This is a genomic window from Thiohalophilus sp., from assembly GCF_046483665.1.
Lineage (GTDB): Bacteria > Pseudomonadota > Gammaproteobacteria > UBA6429 > Thiohalophilaceae > Thiohalophilus.
Window position 1 is genome coordinate 1 of record NZ_JAWOCR010000027.1, and the last position, 17374, is coordinate 17374.

10 protein-coding genes are annotated in these 17374 nt (G+C 57.9%); 4 read left to right on the forward strand and 6 right to left on the reverse strand.

Annotated features, from left to right (window positions below; all coding sequences use genetic code 11):
* Both R6U90_RS06520 and R6U90_RS06525 read right to left on the reverse strand, forming a co-directional pair.
* On the reverse strand, positions 1-8657 hold an 8657-nt coding region (locus R6U90_RS06520; RefSeq protein WP_410351864.1), incomplete at its 3' end, for a hemagglutinin repeat-containing protein.
* Positions 8658-8845: 188 nt separating this feature from the next.
* On the reverse strand, positions 8846-10597 hold the full coding sequence (locus tag R6U90_RS06525) for a ShlB/FhaC/HecB family hemolysin secretion/activation protein (protein ID WP_410351865.1): 1752 nt from the start codon (positions 10595-10597) through the stop codon (positions 8846-8848).
* 99 nt (positions 10598-10696) lie between these two features.
* Between R6U90_RS06525 and R6U90_RS06530 the strand changes: the two genes are divergently transcribed.
* The 3 genes from R6U90_RS06530 to R6U90_RS06540 are packed head-to-tail and all read left to right on the forward strand — an operon-like array spanning position 10697 to position 12996.
* Positions 10697-11278 carry an outer membrane beta-barrel protein gene (locus R6U90_RS06530; RefSeq protein ID WP_410351866.1) on the forward strand — a complete coding sequence of 194 codons (582 nt, stop codon included), beginning with the start codon at positions 10697-10699 and terminating at the stop codon, positions 11276-11278.
* On the forward strand, positions 11275-12228 hold the full coding sequence (locus R6U90_RS06535; protein WP_410351867.1) for a peptidylprolyl isomerase: 954 nt from the start codon (positions 11275-11277) through the stop codon (positions 12226-12228). Before R6U90_RS06530 ends, R6U90_RS06535 begins: the two co-directional genes overlap by 4 nt.
* Positions 12229-12285: 57 nt before the next feature.
* Positions 12286-12996 carry a class I SAM-dependent methyltransferase gene (locus R6U90_RS06540; protein WP_410351868.1) on the forward strand — a complete coding sequence of 237 codons (711 nt, stop codon included), beginning with the start codon at positions 12286-12288 and terminating at the stop codon, positions 12994-12996.
* 5 nt (positions 12997-13001) lie between these two features.
* Here R6U90_RS06540 and R6U90_RS06545 read toward each other — a convergent pair whose 3' ends face one another.
* Positions 13002-13823 carry a hypothetical protein gene (locus R6U90_RS06545; RefSeq protein WP_410351869.1) on the reverse strand — a complete coding sequence of 274 codons (822 nt, stop codon included), beginning with the start codon at positions 13821-13823 and terminating at the stop codon, positions 13002-13004.
* A gap of 494 nt (positions 13824-14317) precedes the next feature.
* A complete protein-coding gene (locus R6U90_RS06550) occupies positions 14318-14785 on the reverse strand; it encodes a hypothetical protein (protein WP_410351870.1) in 468 nt (155 codons plus the stop codon).
* Positions 14786-14938: 153 nt separating this feature from the next.
* On the opposite strand from R6U90_RS06550, the gene R6U90_RS06555 reads away from it, so the two are divergent.
* Positions 14939-15379 carry a hypothetical protein gene (locus tag R6U90_RS06555; protein WP_410351871.1) on the forward strand — a complete coding sequence of 147 codons (441 nt, stop codon included), beginning with the start codon at positions 14939-14941 and terminating at the stop codon, positions 15377-15379.
* A gap of 80 nt (positions 15380-15459) precedes the next feature.
* Here the strand turns inward: R6U90_RS06555 and ssb are convergent, their stop codons facing one another.
* Together ssb and R6U90_RS06565 are read right to left on the reverse strand one after the other, a co-directional pair.
* Positions 15460-15924 (reverse strand): single-stranded DNA-binding protein, encoded by a 465-nt coding sequence (ssb, locus tag R6U90_RS06560; RefSeq protein ID WP_410351872.1) that lies wholly within the window; start codon positions 15922-15924, stop codon positions 15460-15462.
* A gap of 38 nt (positions 15925-15962) precedes the next feature.
* The gene (locus tag R6U90_RS06565) at positions 15963-17339 is read right to left on the reverse strand and encodes an MFS transporter (RefSeq protein WP_410351873.1); all 1377 of its coding nucleotides are present in this window, start codon (positions 17337-17339) and stop codon (positions 15963-15965) included.
* Positions 17340-17374 lie beyond the last annotated feature (35 nt).

A 17374-nucleotide genomic window follows, 5' to 3' on the forward strand; every position in this document is an offset into this window, starting at 1 on the left:
ATGCTGTCGAGGAGTGCTCCAGGAGTGTTGCGATCGTAATTGTTGCCAAGCAATGGCATATCTGCCACGGAATCGACCACTTTTGTGCCAAACAAAGTGGTTTGATTTTCCGGACGGTTGACCTGAAATACCACTCGATGTTCCGCGGGATTGGTATCCTTGTTACCCACCACAAATCCCGCATCACTTGCAACTTGGAAGAATTTCTTATGATTCACCGGTGCCCCCGACAACAGCACAGTACCGGTCTGCTCTATGCTCCCACCATTGGTGAAGTCCAGCCCGTCCATCGCCCGATAGGTAATCAAGCCGCCCTGGCTATGGCCAGCGAAGTTGAAACTGTGATTTCTATCAACTCCTTTTTGGAAGAATCCACGTAGCTGACGCGCATTGCCCGAGGAGATCAGGCCGCCGGCGTACATATCCCACGCAGTCTCCAATCCGTCGCCCAGAAGCCCGTGCTCGGGATTGTATGCCAGGACAAACTCGATCGCACCGGTCTGCATGGCACTATTGCGGGTCGCCTCATCCATGGAATTCTGGATGCCGTTGGTGAAGATATGGTCGCCGTCTTCGGGCCGCTCGACCTCGCCAAGTATCTCAACCCTTTCCGGGTCGATGATCAGTTTGCCGGTTTTCTCGTCGACAATCAGTGGCGCCCGGACGCGATAGTATAACTGGTCACCCACGATCAGAGCCGGTACCTGGCCCATGAGTCCTCCGTGGTTCTTCACCCCGGACATTAGACCAGTGCTGACCACACCAAAGCCGTCAAGCCAGTCCACGCTGTCATTGTAGTCCTTGACGATCTTGCTCATGCTGCTGATGAAGGCGTTGTCGCTTTCGATCTTGCCCAGCTTATTGAGCTGGTGATAGGTACGCACCGTGTTGCGACCGTATTCATTAAATTCGTCCTTCCAGCGCCCGAAGGTATTCTCGTTCTCTCTCGTGCGGGGGTCATCCCTGACAAACATGCCCTTCATCGATCGAACTGAACTGTCACTTACATACAGTTTCGTCTCACGCTGGTCGTCTCGTGTGGTCTCCTGTGACCGGGACAGGTCTCGGTTCAACCCGGTGGTACTGTCCTGCCCAGAAAACTGATCCGCCCGCACGACGACCGCGCCTTCACCCAGGGTTGCACGGTTGATCTGGCGGCGATCATGATTGCTGTAGTAACCGGAGAAAGTCCCACCTAGACCGCCAGATCCGTCTGGCTGCCGACCGGAACGCACAGGCTGGTCGGTCATCTGGTTATCCAGCTGCTGGCCCGGGTTGTCGCCGCGCTCGCCGCTGAAACTAAGGCTGACGCTAGCATAATACGATGTCTCCCGATCCCGATCGTCTAGATCGCGAAAACCCAGCGTGCCGGTATCCAACATGAGATCGCCACTGTCAGTGGCGATCACAGCACCGTCGAGTTGGGTGTGGCCCTCAATGCGCGCCTCCATAGATTGACGTGCGATAAGACGGGTCTGCTCCGCCACCCAGGCCTTGTCACCGTCGGTCTTGCCATAGCCCAGGGAACCGGAAACCGACGTGCCGATACCACCCACCACGCGCAGGCTACCGTCGATACGCTTACCCTGGGCCCGACCGGTATCCTGCAGGGATGCCACAGTCAGGTCGCGGCCAACGTCGAGAGCGATATGACTGGCCTCAGCGGTCGCACCCAGCATGCCGGTATCGCGACCACTATGTATTGTCAGCCGATCACCGGCGGTCACATGGCTATTGCGGACACGACGGTCATTCCGATCCAGATCGTTTCGGCCAAGATTGACGCTGGCATAACCACCGATCGCGGTGCCTCCCTCGCCGGCGGTAGCGGCAATCCCGACCTCACCACCACCGCTGCGACCTTTCTCATGGTAACGACTCTCCAACATCAGCGCGCCAAGATGAATGTTCCTCCCAGCGACCAGACTGATATCCTGATCTGCATTCAAATCGCTGCCACGAATAGTCAAATCATGCGTCGCGCTAATATCGACAGTGCCGCCAACGTATAGCACGCTAGCCTGGGCACTATCGGTAAGATATTCGTTTTCCTGCTCGGCAAAGCCACCCCCGAAGCCAGCACTGGCTGAATTCTTCTGAGCATTAATGATAAGGCCGTAGCGTTCGGTACGATAATCAACGTCCTGCAGGTAGCCGTTTTTGGCGGCCTCAATATTGACTTTCTGGCCGCGCAAACGCAGTTTCTTTGCGGCCATCAGCTGCGCACTGTACATTTGCAGGTCCCCGCCGGCCTCCAGGTTGATATCACCACCAGCCTGAACATTTACACCGCGTACCAGCGTCGAACTCTCAACATTCGTTGTCGTCGTGACCACAGTGCCAGCAAATCCATTGGCTGTTGGGCCAGACAGGAAATTATCGATAGTATCCACAGCCTGCAGGGTTCCGCTCACGTCACTCACGACATCATCACCATCGGCGGCAGCCCTCAGCGCCTCTTTGCTATCTTTCAAATTATGCTGCAGACCGGCACTGATCCCGACACGGCGCAATGTCTCGACGTGGCGAGTGGTTTCAATGCTTTGATCACTGTCAAGGCGGATGGCATTAACTGCCATGAAATCGATATTGCCGCCTGCGAAGACATCGCCGGCGTCGTGATGAATCTCACCGCCGGCGGCGATCCGTATGTCGTTGCCGGCTTGAAGCAGGCTGAGGTAAATATCATCAACTATGTACTCATCAATATTAGTCCTGGTCTCCAAGCCGGCAAACGAGTTCATTCCATTGCCATCGAACTTGACCTCCATGCCCACACGCTTGAGAGTGTGCTCTTCTTTATCTAGAGAATAATCGTGACCAGCCGAGACCCGAACATTAGTCGCCGCCAGCGTCAGATCATGGCCCGCACCAAGCTCAGAGCCAACAATGTTGATATCACCGGTAGCGTCAAGCCGGATATCCCTCCCTGCCTGAAGTGTTGAACCAACGTAATTCTCATCTACTTTCCAGTGCTTGTCATGGCGCTCCTCGGCAAAACTCAGAAACCCGTCTTCAATATCGAAACTGAAAGAGCGGTCGTATTTATGATCAAACCGCGCCAGCGCTTCTCTCTCACCGATAATATTGATGCTGGCCTGTTTGTCGTCGTCTTCGGTCTGGTAACCGGCGTCGGCAACGATGTTGTCGGCGGTGATTTCGCCGGCGACGACGTTGATGTCACCCCCGGAGAGCAGGATGGTGTCGCCGCCGCTGTTGACCTCGGCATGGCCCAGGCGGCGGGCACGTTGCTTGTTCACGCTACCGGATTTGGACCAACCGCCGAAGCCGCTTTTGTGGTATTCGTTTCGCCGGTTGCTGTACTCGATGCCCGAGAGCATGTTCAGCGAATCGCCGGCGTACACCATGATGTCCTTGTCGACGTCGATGCGGGTGCCTTCCAGCACCACCTTGCCGCTGTTGCGTGTGCCGTCGCTGTCCACGTTGATCAGCAGGTTGCCGCCGCTGCGCAGTTGGGTCTCAGCCAGGCGGACGTTGCGCCGCTCACGGATCCAGGTTTTGCTGCGGCCGAAGCTCTTCTTCTGCTTGCGGTAGTAGTAGCTATAGTCTTCGTCGTTGACGCCCAGCAGACGCATGTCATCACCGGCATTGAGAATGAGATCCCCTTCCCCGCCGGTGCCGGCCTGCAGCACGCTGCCGTAGGTGGTCAGGTCGTTATCGGCCTGGACCCGGGTGCTGCCGCGGCTGTTGAGGTTGACCACGTCGTGACGGATGCGGCGGTTTATCTTGTAAGCGCCGTTGCGGGTAACGGTCTGGCGATACTGGCGCAGGGCGTTGAGTTGAATATCCTTGCCGCGCAGCTCAATGTTATCGGCGCGGATATCGCTGCCGGCCAGGGTAAGCCTGTCCCCGGCATTAAGGCTGACACCGCCGTCGGCGTTGAAGCTGCCGGCGGTATGCCGAATGTCGGTGGTTTTGCGGGTGCCGTACCAGTACCAGCCGCGATCGATTTGCCGGGTGTGATCGCGGCGCACGCGAATGGCGTTCTGGGTGATATTGCCTTCGGCCTGCAGCAGGATGTTGCCCCCGGCGTTGTAACGCCCGGCGGTATCGGTGATGTGGCGCTCGGCGGTCAGAATGGTATCCCCGCCCGAGCGGATCCGGCCGGTATCCAGTACGGTTTTGTTATTGCGCCGACCGGGGGCGAGGCGGGTATTACGAATATCGCGAGCCGCGATCAGGACATCGCCACCGGCGTTGAGGTTACCGCTGTTGTGATAGTCGCCTTCCTCGACCCGGGCAATGATGTCACCGCCGGCCTGCAGGGTGTTGATCTGGTCGTAGCGGATGATGTCGGTTTTGTTGGTGTTCTGGTATTCAGAACGGTTTCTGCGCCACCCGTACCCATAGTCATCATCGTTAATCCGCCGCTGATACCGATCACGTTTTTCGACCCGCTTGCCGGTGGCCAGCAGCGTGGTGTTCTCGATACCGGTTCGGGCCTGTTGCAGGATATCGCCATCGGCCTGCAGGCGGGCGCCGATGTTGCGAACCCGCTGGCCGGACTGTTGCAGGATGTCGCCTTCAGCCTGCAGGCGGGTCTGCTGGGTCGCCACCGAGTAAAGGGTGTTGTTTCGGCGATCATAGCCGCGGGCGATACTTCGATGATCCCGGACCTGCTGCTGCAGATAGCGCCGGGCCAGGCTGCGGTTGGTGATATCGCCGTCGGCTTTCTGGATGATGTCGCCGGCGGAGGTGATTTGCGTGCCCAGGTTCTGGATATCCTCGCCGGCGACCTGGATCAGGCCGCCTTCGCCGGCGTCGATGCGGGCCACATCGATCTCCACCCGTTGCGAGCGAATATCGGTTTCCTGAAAACGACGCTGGCGAGTATCGTTATCGTCGTAATAGGACTCATAAGACCGATATCGCACGGCGCGGTTGTTGTGCACTGACATCAGGCTCCGGTTGGTGATGTCTTTACCGGCCTGCATGGTGATGCGCTCGCCCTGCAAATAACTTCCGCTGTTGGTAATGCTGCCGTTGTTGGCGATCAGGGTCAGGCCGCCGGCATTGCCATAATCATTATCATGCTGGCCACCGCCTCTCGCGTAGTGATGCTGTTCATTCCGCTGACCACTGGCACGAATATCCGCCCGGGTGAGCGTAAGGTCGTCCTTCGCCACCAGCAAGACGCTCTGCGCCTGCATGTTGGGCCGGTTATCGCTGCCGGCGTAATAGGTCATGTTGCCCCGCATTGAGCTGAATTGCCGGGCGCGGGCCGCTGACATGTTTGACGTGCGGCGGTATCCCCAGCGCTGCAGGGTAAAGCGATCACCGGCCCGCTGCCGGCTCAGGCTCATGAGTCCCTGCCAGGGGTTGTAGCCGGCAAGACGGCGTTGCGATTTGACCTGTTGTTGTGCCCGGCTGCGTTGTTCGGTGATATCGATACGTTTGGCCTGCACGGCGATCTGGTTGCCGGCCAGCACCCGCGCACCGTTTTGTACATAATTGCCCTTGAGGGTCACCAGCAGGTTGTTGCCGGCTTCGACCGTGGCGGTGCGGTATTGAACCTGGCCCAAGGCATCGACGTACCAGTTGCGTTGCGTGCCCTTGATATCCAGGTCGGTCGCTTCGATCACCAGGTTATCGCCGGCGATCAGATCCGCATCGTCAACGCTGATGCGTTCGCCCTGCAACAACAGGTTCTGATGCGCCAGTATCCGGGTATTGATTTGCTCGGCGCGCGGGTTGATGCGGCCGTGATCGTCCGGCATCAGCAGTTGCGGAATATAGACCTGGCGGCCATCGGGTTCGCTGCGGGCGGTGAAGATCAGCACCGGAGCATTCAGCGCCTCGCGCTGCAGGCGCGAAGGCATCTGGCCGAAACGCAGGCCGGTCCGCCGCAGGTAATCGTGGGTATTGCTGTACAGGGTTGCCAGCTGGCGCAGGCCGTCCCGATCCCCGGTGACAAACGGAACACCGCCGCGGCTACGCAGGGTCTGCATCAGCAGTTGCGCCAGGTAGACATCGTCGCCGATCAGGCGGTGGTCGGCATCCAGGTGGACATTGTTGGCCTGCAGGAAGGCCTCGGTGAGCCGGGTCAGATCCGACTGCAGCAACTGATTGCCATACAGGCGACGGAACTCATACTGGTAGCGGCTGTTGGCGTCCGCGGCGTCGAACCAGGGCTGGGCTGTCAGCGTATCGATGTTACTTTCCGTGGAGAGGCTTGCGCCGCGCAGGCTGGCCAGGCTGTGGCCGCTGCCGGTGTTGGTTTGTTGCGGCGCAAAGATACTGACGTTCTTGCCGTCGATAATGCCGCTGTTGAGCAGCGCCCGATCCAGGTTCAGGGTTAGCTGGTTGGCGGCACTCATGATCCCGAACATATCGCCGGCATAGGTGTTATTGAGTTCGCCACCGTTGAGGGTGAGATTGCGCCCGGCCAGCAGCTGGCCACCGTAATTATTGAGGGTGTCGATGTCGAGATTGAGATCGCTGCCGCTGATACGCCCGCCGGCCTGGTTGGTCAGCGAGGTCGCATCGATATTGAGCACGCCGGTGACCTCCGCGTTGAGATTCAGCTCGGCAATCAGTTCGGCGTTGGCGGTATTAATCCGTTCGGTCAGATCGGCGGCGCTGCGCTGTTCGCCGGCGAGAATGGCCCGGGTGTGCTCCTGGATCAGCGCGGCCGGATCCAGAATCATACCGGTATCACCGGTCTGGTTGCTGGTCAGGTCGATGGCGGTGATGATGCCGCGATTGTTGATCTGCCGGGTCGACTGACCGGCCTGACTGTGGCCGATATCCACGGCCCCTTCGAGGGAGGCGAGGATACCGCTGTTATCGAGCGTGTCATCGACCTGCAGGATGAGGGCCGCCTGGTTTTCGATCAGCCCCCGGTTATCCAGGTGGCTGACATGCAGCGTGCCGTCGTGCAGATCCGAGAGGATGCCCTCGTTGGTCAGCCCGAACAGATCGATGTGCCAGTCGCCGGCCAGCTGAAAATCACCGCTATCGGTATGCCGGTAGGTGCCCGCGCCGCGCAGATAGAGTTCGCCGCCACCATGCAATTCCCCCTCCAGGCGGATCTCGCTGTTGGCGGCGGCGGTCAGGGTCATATCGCCGGCGGCGGCCAGCCGGCCCTGACTGCGGATATCGCTATCGCGGGCGGTAATCGCCAACCGCCCGCCGCTGGTAATAGCCCGTGCACTGTCCAGGTTGGCGTCGATACGCAGATCGTTGCCTGCCGTGGTCGTGATGTCGGCATGAGTCTCGACAGTGGTGGCACTCAGGTTCAGATCACGCAGGCTGGTCAGCGCGCAGGTGCCCTCGCCACTGACACAGTTGAAGTGCACGATGGCGCCGGCTTCCAGGCCACCGGTGCCGGCGGCCACGACAGCCTTGGGGCCACTGATGTTCCAGGTCAGGGTATCGTCGGCACGGGTGTGGCCGGTGGTGCGGATGCGGGCCGTGTCACTGGCGGTGGTTACTGTCACGTCCCCGCTACTGGCGGTGATATGCCGATACTGCACAGCGTCTTCGGCTGTCACCGTGACATCGCCGCTGGCGGTGGCATCGCGTGCCGCGACCTGACCGTTGCGGCTGGTAACGATAATGTTGTTGCCCGCGAGAATCGAGCCGACCTCGATATCGTCGGCGGCATCAAGTACCACATCGTCACCGGCACGGGTTGTGCCATGAGCAGTGAGCGTGGCACCGGCGCCACTGGCCGTTACCTGCACCTGTCCGCCCCGGGCCTCGGCATCGGTATACACGATGTCGCCGGCGGCGCTGATGCGAATGTCCCGGGTGCTGATCAGATCGGGCGGCAGGGTGACGCCGGTTCCCTCATCGGTGGACTGGATGAAGATCTGCCCGGCGTGCATCGCCCCGGCGGCCGCGGCATCGATGGCGACCGTCGGGCGATTATCGGCCCCGTCCATCGCCTGCCAGCTGGCGCTGCCATCCTGGTTGATGTCCAGGCTGCCGGCACCGGCATACAGCTGCAACTCGCCGTCCAGCGCGTCGATGAGGCCGTTGATCTCGGCCCGGCGGGTCAGCAGGGTGGTGATATCGACATTGCCGGCGTCCAGGCCGCCCTGTCCGATGATCAGGCGGGCGTTGTTGTCCTCATCCACCTGCAAATGCACGGGTGTGTCGCCCAGTGTGTCCAGCGACGGGGTGGCGGTACTCAGCAGGACCTGCTCCAGCCGGTTCCCCGTATCGCCCGCGGCCGTGGGCGTGCGAATGAAGCCGCAGCCGTCGCAGGTGATGCCGTTGGGGTTGGCGAGAATGTAGCGGGCGTTGTCGCCGAATAGCTCGGTCATGCCTTCCAGATCACTGCGGCGATTGCTGGTGACCTCGTTGAGAATAATGCGGGCGCTGCCGCCGCTCAGGTTCGGGTTGGCCTGCAGTTCCCCGGCCAGCGCCGAAGTGCCATCCACACGCGAGTTATTCAGCACCGCGCCGTGCTGATCGATGTCATAGCGGTCGAAGGTATTATGCGAGACGCCCTGCCCGGACGGGGTAGCGACATTGACCACGTCGGTCTGCCCGACCTGATCGACCGTGGTGGCGGTACCGCCGTCGGCGACAATGCCGTCCGCGTGGGCCAGCCCGGTCCAGGTAGTCAGGCCGCTGTACAGTACGGCGGTGAAAAAAACAGGTAGTTTGCGCAGTAAAGTCAGATCCATCTGAGCATTCTCACTGGTAGCCGGTCGTGGCGGTTATTGTCGACTTGCGAGGAAGCCGTTTTTCCGGGTCGTCTCCTTGACGTCGGTAATTGGGGGGATTACCGGACCCGGTACCGCAAAGATAGCACAACTTATGTGAGTGTGTGAATTCAGTCGCGGAAAATATTACCGCTCCCTGTCGTCGCGACTTACCACCATTTCCAGTTCAGCTGGGCATAAAACACCGACGAGTCCGGCTGGATATAATCGGGATGGCTCAGCGGCACCGCCCAGGTGGCCGACCAGCTCAGGTGCTGATGCCGGGCCCAGCCCAGGGAGTGCTGCACGCCCAGCGCCAGCCCGGTGAGCACGGCATCACCCTCCCCCGAGTTGGCAATGTTGTCATTTTTTGCCCGCACCAGGCCGCCGTCCACACCCAGCGACAGACGCAGTCCCTTCCACCAGCGGCGGTCCGGCGCCGGTTGCCAGACCAGATCGTTACGCAGGTAGATGCCCGAATCGCCGGCCACCGGGCTGTTGCGAAAACCGCGTACGCTGCCCGAATCTCCCAGGCTGAGCTGCTCGGATCCGAACAGCGGATCGCGGGCGTACTGGCCGGCGAGGATGCCCCGATAGGACCAGCCGTTACCGAGCCAGTCCAGATCCAGCACGGTCGAGACATCCACGCCCCAGCGCTCGAACTGGCCGCGGGGGACATTGTCATCCCGAACGGGACCGTCCCTGACCGCATCGAACAGATCCATGCCCCGGGAATAGGAGAGATTGAACAGCCACAATTTACCGGGCCGGCGCGACATGTGCCGGGCATCGAGAGTGACGATCGTCAGCTTGCGGGAGCTGGTATCGAGGCGGACATCTTCGAGGAACGTATTGTTGTCCTTGTGGGTCAGATCGACGCCGAAGCTGGTCTTGCTGTACTTGTCGCGATGCACCACCCGTGAGGCCGCAAGTTGATGGGTGGTGGCGTCGCCACTCAGTCGAAAATCACCGCTGGTATCGCGAATGGTTGTCAGGTAGGTGGACCGGGCGCTGTTGAGCTGCAGGGTCCAGTAACCATAGGGGATGCTCAGGTTGAGACTAACGCTGTCGCTGTCCTGCTGTTCGGTGTCGTTGCCGGTATATTCACTGGCCGAGAGCCGCCAGTTGTCGTTGAGATAAAGCAGATTGTCCACGTCGGCCGTCAGGCTGCCCTGCTCCTGCCCCGTGCTTTGTGCCCCCAGGTTATGGTAGCCGGCGTAGTAGCGGAAACGGTTCTCTGGCTGATTGCTGATGACAAGATTGCCGTAGCCGGGTTTCTCCTTTGCCGGCACAATGTCCATGGTGGCACGGTTGGAAGCCAGCCGATTGATCTGCTCCAGCCCCTGTTCGATATCCCGGATATAGGCCACCTCCTCCTGCATGCCCGGGAAGGCCATAGAGGCCTGTAAACGATCGCCCAGACTATTGTCATTCAGCTCGATGCGATCGATTTTGCCTTCCAGCACCTTGAATATCAGCACCCCTTCCTTGAGATTCTGGCCCGGCAGCAGATAGGCCCGGGTCAGAATCCAGCCCTGCTCGATATAATAGCGATCGATATCGACCCGCAACTTATCGATATCCTGCGCGGTCAGGCAGCGATTCAGGTACGGCTCGATCAGCGCCTGTTTTTCAAATTCAAACAGGTTATCGGCGCCACGCAATTCAATCCGGGTAATATCAAAACACGGCTGCGGGACTTCCTTCTCTGGTGCCACTTCGGGAGTCGGTGGTTCAATCGGCGTTAACAAGCGCTCCAGTTCTTCGAGGTTACGCTCGCGCTCTTCCATCATGAGTTGACGCTGATGCTCACGCAACAACTGTTCGCTTTGCTGTTCGATCACCGCGTCGGGCGGCACGGCACGGACGGCCGGAGAGAGCACAAGGTAGATGAGAAAGACGAGCAGGAGTCTGATTTTCATGACCGATCCATCGGTTAGCGGGAACAATAATGATTGAGCATCCATGGCGTTTCGATTATTTTATAAGGATTGGATTCAATCAGGCAAACAGGATGTCGCATGCGATATGGATATCACGCTCTTGTTCTATTCTTATTTATACAGTTCCCCGTTACAGTTAAAGCAGGCAGCGGGTTCTATCTTGGCGCCGATGTTGTAAGCCACGAGCTGGATACATCAAGCGTCACCACATCGACATCCAGCCCGACCTCTTACGGGAAATCGAGCGAGAGCTTCACCGAGGCCGGTTTTCGAGCGGGGTACAAGTACAAGCGCCGTCTGACACACCGCTATTACTGGGCCCCCGAACTGGCGTTGACACAGCTTGATAACGACCTTTTATATAGCACCAGTCTGAAGCTGGGCTACGAATTTGCCCCGTATGAATTCTATGGTTTGCTGGGCGTCAGCCGGCTTGACAAATTTACCGATAATCGGCTCAATTATGGCCTCGGTATCGAGTATCGTCTTGGCAATCACTATTCAATCAATGTCGAATGGATTGGTTACGGCACCATTGAAGAGTCTACCGAGTCAACGATTACCATCGGGACCACCACGGTTGACGTGCGTACCGATACCCAACGGGATATCAACACCATCCGATTAGGTTTTACTTACTATTTTCAGGGATCGAAATGACATCAAAACGCAACATACTCACCGGTATACTCGCTGTCGCGACTGTCTCCGTCGCTTATCTCTTTAACCCCTGGTATCCGCCCCTGGACTCCGTGGCCAGTCAGGAGCCCGCAGCCAGTGCGAATGTATCCCGGAACGATCCGACGATCGCCTACATCAACAATGAAAGTATTCGCAAGTCAGAGTTTCTGCCTTACCTTCAGGATCTGGCCAGTCGCGAACAGCTGCTCGAGTGGGGCCGCCTGGAAAACATTCCACAGGAAGTCTATGAAACGGCCCTGTTGAACCTGGCCGAAGATCGCCTGGTGCGCAAAATCGCCGATGAAAATGCATTAACCGACCGACCGGAACTGCGTGCGTTAATGGAAAAATCGGCCAATCGGATTGCCAAACAGGCTCTGCTGGAGCAACTGGCGCCACAGCTGGTAAAAGAGGAGAGCATAAAACAGCGCTACACCGAACTTGCCGAATCACTGGAAGGTAAAACCGAATACCACGTCCGACATATTCTTTTACAGGATGAAAAAGAGGCCGATATCGTCTACAAGGCCCTGGAAGAACGCCCGTTTGATGAACTGGCCAGGCTGTTTTCGCTGGATGAGCAAACCGGGCTGCGCGGTGGCGATCTGGGTTATGTGCTGCCCGGCAGCCTGGATCCCGAATTTGAGGCGGTCGCGAAAAATCTGAAGGTTGGTGAAACCTCGCAACCCTTTAAAACAAAATTCGGCTGGCATATCGCCAGGGTCGAGGATCGGCGTGAGGCCAAACCGATGAGCTACGACGAGGCCCGGCCCGTGCTGCGCCGCCAGCTGCAACGCGAAGCGGTACAGGCCTGGCTCCAGCAGGTTGTCGCCAACGCCGATATCCAGACTCTGATCGAAACAGCCAAATCCCCCTCCCGCGAACAGACCCGGGTTGCCGACAGCGAGCCGGCAACGGACAGCCCGTAGCCGGACAGCCGGGCCTGTGCTTTAATTGAACCAGGTCCGCAACCCCGAACGGCTGCCATGTACCACAACATTCTGAAACACGCCGCCCGATTTTTCACCGGCATGCTTCTCGGTCTGACGCTGCTGCTGCCCGCCACAAGTCCGCTGAATGCACAGGAGAGCGTCAACCCCGACATCAACCGCCATTACCAGGATCCCGATTTTGAACGCTGGCAAAGTACTTTCGAACGACCGGGTCGCGAGGTGTATGACCGGCGGCACGCGATTGTCGACGCACTGGAACTTGAACCGGGTATACGGATTGCGGATGTCGGGGCCGGCACCGGACTGTTTACCCGGCTGTTTGCCAAACAGGTGGGAGATACCGGCAAGGTGTACGCGGTGGATATTGCCGAAAATTTTGTCGAGAATGTGCTGCGCACCTCCCGTGAGCAGGGATTGAATCATGTCGAGGGGGTTGTTAACGATCAAAAATCGACCCGCTTGCCCGAACAAAGCGTGGATTGGGTTTTTCTGAGTGACACCTATCATCATTTCGAATACCCCGGGGACATGCTGGCGTCGATTCACCGGGCATTACGTCCCGGCGGGAAACTGGCAATTATCGATTTTCGCAAACAGCCGGGACGCAGCTCATCCTGGGTGATGTCGCATGTACGGGCCAATAAAGATCAGGTGATTGACGAGGTGACCGATGCCGGCTTCGAGCTTGAACGCGACCTGCCCCTCCTTGAGGAAAATTATTTTCTGATCTTCCAGCGCCGATAGGCCGGTCAACCTTCCAGTACCATTTCCAGCCGCAGGGTCAATGAGTGTTCAGATTCGAAATCATTATCGCGTCGGTAAACCGCCCTGGGAATCAGTTCGACATACAAATAGTTGGAATGAATATTCTGGCGATAACGCAGCTGGGCCAGATAATCCGTAGCCTGCCAGGCAGGCTCGCTCACCCCGTAGACCCCGAGCTGATAGGTTACACCGCGGCGACTGCTAAGACTGTGGAACAGGGAAAAGACCTGGCTGGGTTCGAAATAATCGTTTTCGTCCTGATAGCGTATAAAACTCGAGGAGCGAAACAGCACGTTGTCAGTTAATTGATAATCCAGCTGAAACGCGGTATCCGAGCCGAATCCCTTTTCCTTGAACGTGTAGAACGTCTGGCTTGGTCTGAATAACCAGTCACCGGTTTTGTAATTACGATCCATGCGCAGGCGCAGAAAAATGTCGATAGGCTTGTCAAACTTGACGCCAATTGAAGGGTTGAAGCGCCATTTTCTCTCATCGCCCAGGGTTGTCTGAATACCTCCATAATAGTCCCGGTTCCGTGCAGCTTGCTCGGGGGAATCCTCCTGTATTCTGTCGAGAGTGTCCCGTTGTTCTTCCGGATCGCTTTCAAAGGTCAGTTTCAACTTTTCTTCAGTTCGCGGCAAACGTAGTTTTAATTTAACATCACCCACATAACCAATTTCCCCGTTTTTGTCGAAGACGGTATCGGCCGTGAGACGGAGATAGCTGCCGGTCTTGTCATAAAAAACCCGTTCCTCGGCAAAAAACTCATCCATGTAAGTAGTCATACCGGTCAGGCCGGTGGACATCACATCCTGAGGTTTATCTAGAAAGGAAAAAAACGGTTTGCCGTCTTTTGAGTGTTCGTCCAACGGAGAAACGTTCTCTTCTTCGCAATTCGGCGCATCATCAGAACAATCTTTATCGGGCGTGTTCCCATCCTGCGCGACAACTTGTGTCACTGACAGAGACAGCAGGAGAAAAATCATCAATAGTGTTGAAATAATATGCTTCACGCTATACCCGTAATTTCAATAACAAACGGCTGGACGTGGTCGGTGAAACGGCATTCTGATTAATTTATTATGTTGCATAGCCATCTTGGCGCGGCCTGTGTGAGTAAGGAGCAGATTATTGTTATCGCTTTCAACTGCCCTCAATTTTTAATCAAAACTTTACCGCATATCGGTAGATAATCCAATGCAGGCGCTGTTCATACTAATAGACTTTTGCCGGGCACATTCCGGGACCCAGACGCAACCCGGGCAATCTGCGGCGTGATGCCGGAACGTTTATCCGCTCATCATTCCAGCTGCCGGGGCTCGATGCGACCCAGTATTCGGGCCAATTGTACCTGACTGGTATGCCGGATCGTTTGTGGCGAGAGTCGCCGTTCGCGAAACAGCCAGTGATGGAGCAGCACCTTCTGCTGATAAACGATCTGTTCCGGTTTCGGGCTAAAGGCCTGATCGCAACTCAGGCGAGCGATATGCCCCAGGTTGATGCCTCGGCCATCTGACAGGATCAGCATATGCGGATATAACCGGCGGGCGGGATCGGGGGCGGGAAAGTTCACCACCTCCAGCAGAGTCACAGCCTTGTTCTCCAGCGTGACGGAGAGGTTGATATCACTGAAATCGAGGCGCACCAGATAAACCGTCCGGCCAATTGCCTCGCGCACCCCGGCCAGTTGCTGGTCGTAATCCGCCGAAGGCCAGAGATACCCTTCGTGCAGCGGGTTACGGGACGTTTGCGGTTTCAGTTCAGCCATATTCCAAGCATGGGATATTTCCTGCTTAAACCATAAACTAACGGTCTATAGCTCACAATGCCGGTGCACTGACTATTTTGCTCACCTTGCACGGTATCCTGGCCACTTCTATGCTTTACTGTCCTTTCTTACTTTCACCGGGAGGTGAACATTATGCAACACTATCTTACCAGGCATATTCCGCTATTACTCGCCCTGTTCCTGAGTGCACCATTCGCACTGGCCCAGAATGCGGATGCCCCGATTTACGGCCAGCAGCTGATGAGCGAGGAGGAACGAGCTGAACATCGTGAGCAAATGCGTAACATGGAGTCGGAAGAGGAACGCGAAGCCTTTCGTGAAGAACACCATGAACGCATGCAGCAACGGGCCGAGGAACGGGGAGTTGAGCTGCCCGAGGAACCCGGCCAGCGCGGCAGGATGATGAACCGCGACGGTGAACGTGGTCAGGGAATGGAACGCGGCCGGGGTATGGAAAAGGGCCAGAATCGCGGCCGGGGCATGGAAGAGGGCCAGAACCGTGGCCGGGGTATGGAACAGGGCCAGGGTATGGGGGACGGTAAAGACTCCGGCCAGGGTAAGCGCGGTTATTAACCGGCCTCTTTTCTGCCAACACCCGCCATTAACACAAAACCCCGCTTTATGCGGGGTTTTGTGTTTTTCAAAACATCCCGCTAAAACGGGATATCGTCGTCAAAGTCACCCATAGGAACCGGCTCGGGCTGGCTATCGCCACTGCTGCCCCCCTGACCCTGGCTACTGCTGCCACTGCCGTAGTTATTATCAAAACTGGCACTGCCGCCGCGCGAGTCGAGCATCTGCATTTCGTTGGCGACGATCTCGGTGGTGTAGCGATCCTGACCGTCCTGGCCCTGCCACTTGCGGGTCTGCAGTTTGCCTTCGATATAGACCTTGGAACCCTTTTTCAGGTATTCGCCGGCAATTTCGGCCAGACGGCGAAACATAACGACCCGGTGCCATTCGGTCTTCTCTACCTGCTCGCCGGTATTCTTGTCTTTCCAGCTTTCGGAGGTAGCGATTGACACATTCGCAATCGCTGCGCCGTTGGCGGAATAGCGCACTTCCGGATCGCGTCCCAGATTTCCCACCAGAATGACTTTATTGATACCCCTTGCCATGTTCGTCCTCTCCCCTCGTGCAATGTTGATGCTGATATTCAGCTTTGCGCTGTCACCGAATAGGCAAACAGCGCGCTTTGATCCAGTTTCGGTTTGTCGACCTTGAGGTAGGCAACGCCCTCCTCGGCGACAATGATCGCCTCGATCACGCCCGGTACCGCGCTCAGTTTACCGACCAGTTCCTCGGCCTGCTGCTCATCCAGGCTGCCGACATTCAGCAACTGGCTGCTGTAATAGGGTGGCTGATGCATGCTGAGCACCAGCAGCAGCCAGATCCCGGCCAGCCCCATATTAAACTGGAACAGGCTGGTCAGCGTATAGTGATCCGCCAGCCAGCCGCCGGCCGCCCCGCCGACAAATACGCCCAGAAACTGGGCCGTGGTATAGGCGCCCATCGCCGTGCCTTTGCGGGTCGCTGGCGCCAGTTTGGCGACCAGGGACGGCAGACTGGCCTCCAGCAGATTGAACGCCACAAAGAATAACCATAGCACGAAGACCATGCCGGCCATAGAGTCGATGCCCGCCGCCAGGCCCGCCTGAACCGCCAGCATCAGCCCCACGGCAAACACAAGTATCTGTTTTACCATGCGTTTTTTCTCGGCCAGGAAAATAAACGGCATAATCACCAGCATCGACAACAGCAACACCGGCAGATAGACCTGCCAGTGGCTGGCGCCGGGCAGTCCGAAACGATTCTCCAGCAGGCCCGGAACCACCACGAAATTGGCCATCAGCAGCAGATGCAGGATGAAAATCCCGGCGTTGACGCGCAGCAGCTGGGTGTCACGCAGGACCTTGCCCAGCGAAGCCGGCTCGACTTCCGTGTCCCGATGAAAGCGCACACTCACCGGGCGGGGCACCGCCCGCCATACCAGCCCGATGGCCAGGGCGGCCAGAGCGGCGGTGCTCCAGAAAATGCCCGGCACGCCGAACCAGCCGTGTAGCAGCGGCCCGATCACCATGGCCAGGGCGAAGGACAGCCCGATACTGATGCCAATCAGAGCCATGACCTTGAGTCGGTGTTCCTCCCGGGTCAGGTCTGCCGCCAGAGCCAGCACCGCGCTGGCGATGGCCCCGGCTCCCTGCAGTGCGCGGCCGAGGATGACCCACCAGATCGAGTCGGAGGCAGCGGCAATGATACTGCCAAGGGCAAAGACCAGCAGCCCCGCGACAATCACCGGTTTACGGCCGATGTGATCGGAGAGTAGCCCCATCGGGATCTGCAACAGGGCCTGGGTCAGGCCATAAATCCCGATAGCCAGTCCGGCCAGGGTCAGGGTATAGCCTCGCAGTGCTTCGGCGTAAAGGGTGAAGACCGGCAGGATCATGAACAACCCCAGCATGCGGGAGGAAAATACCCCGGCCAGGACCAGCGCTATGCGCCGCTCGCCTTTGGTCATCGCGTTATCGTACATCGGTAATCAGGAGAGTCCGGATCAAGAGTCTGCGG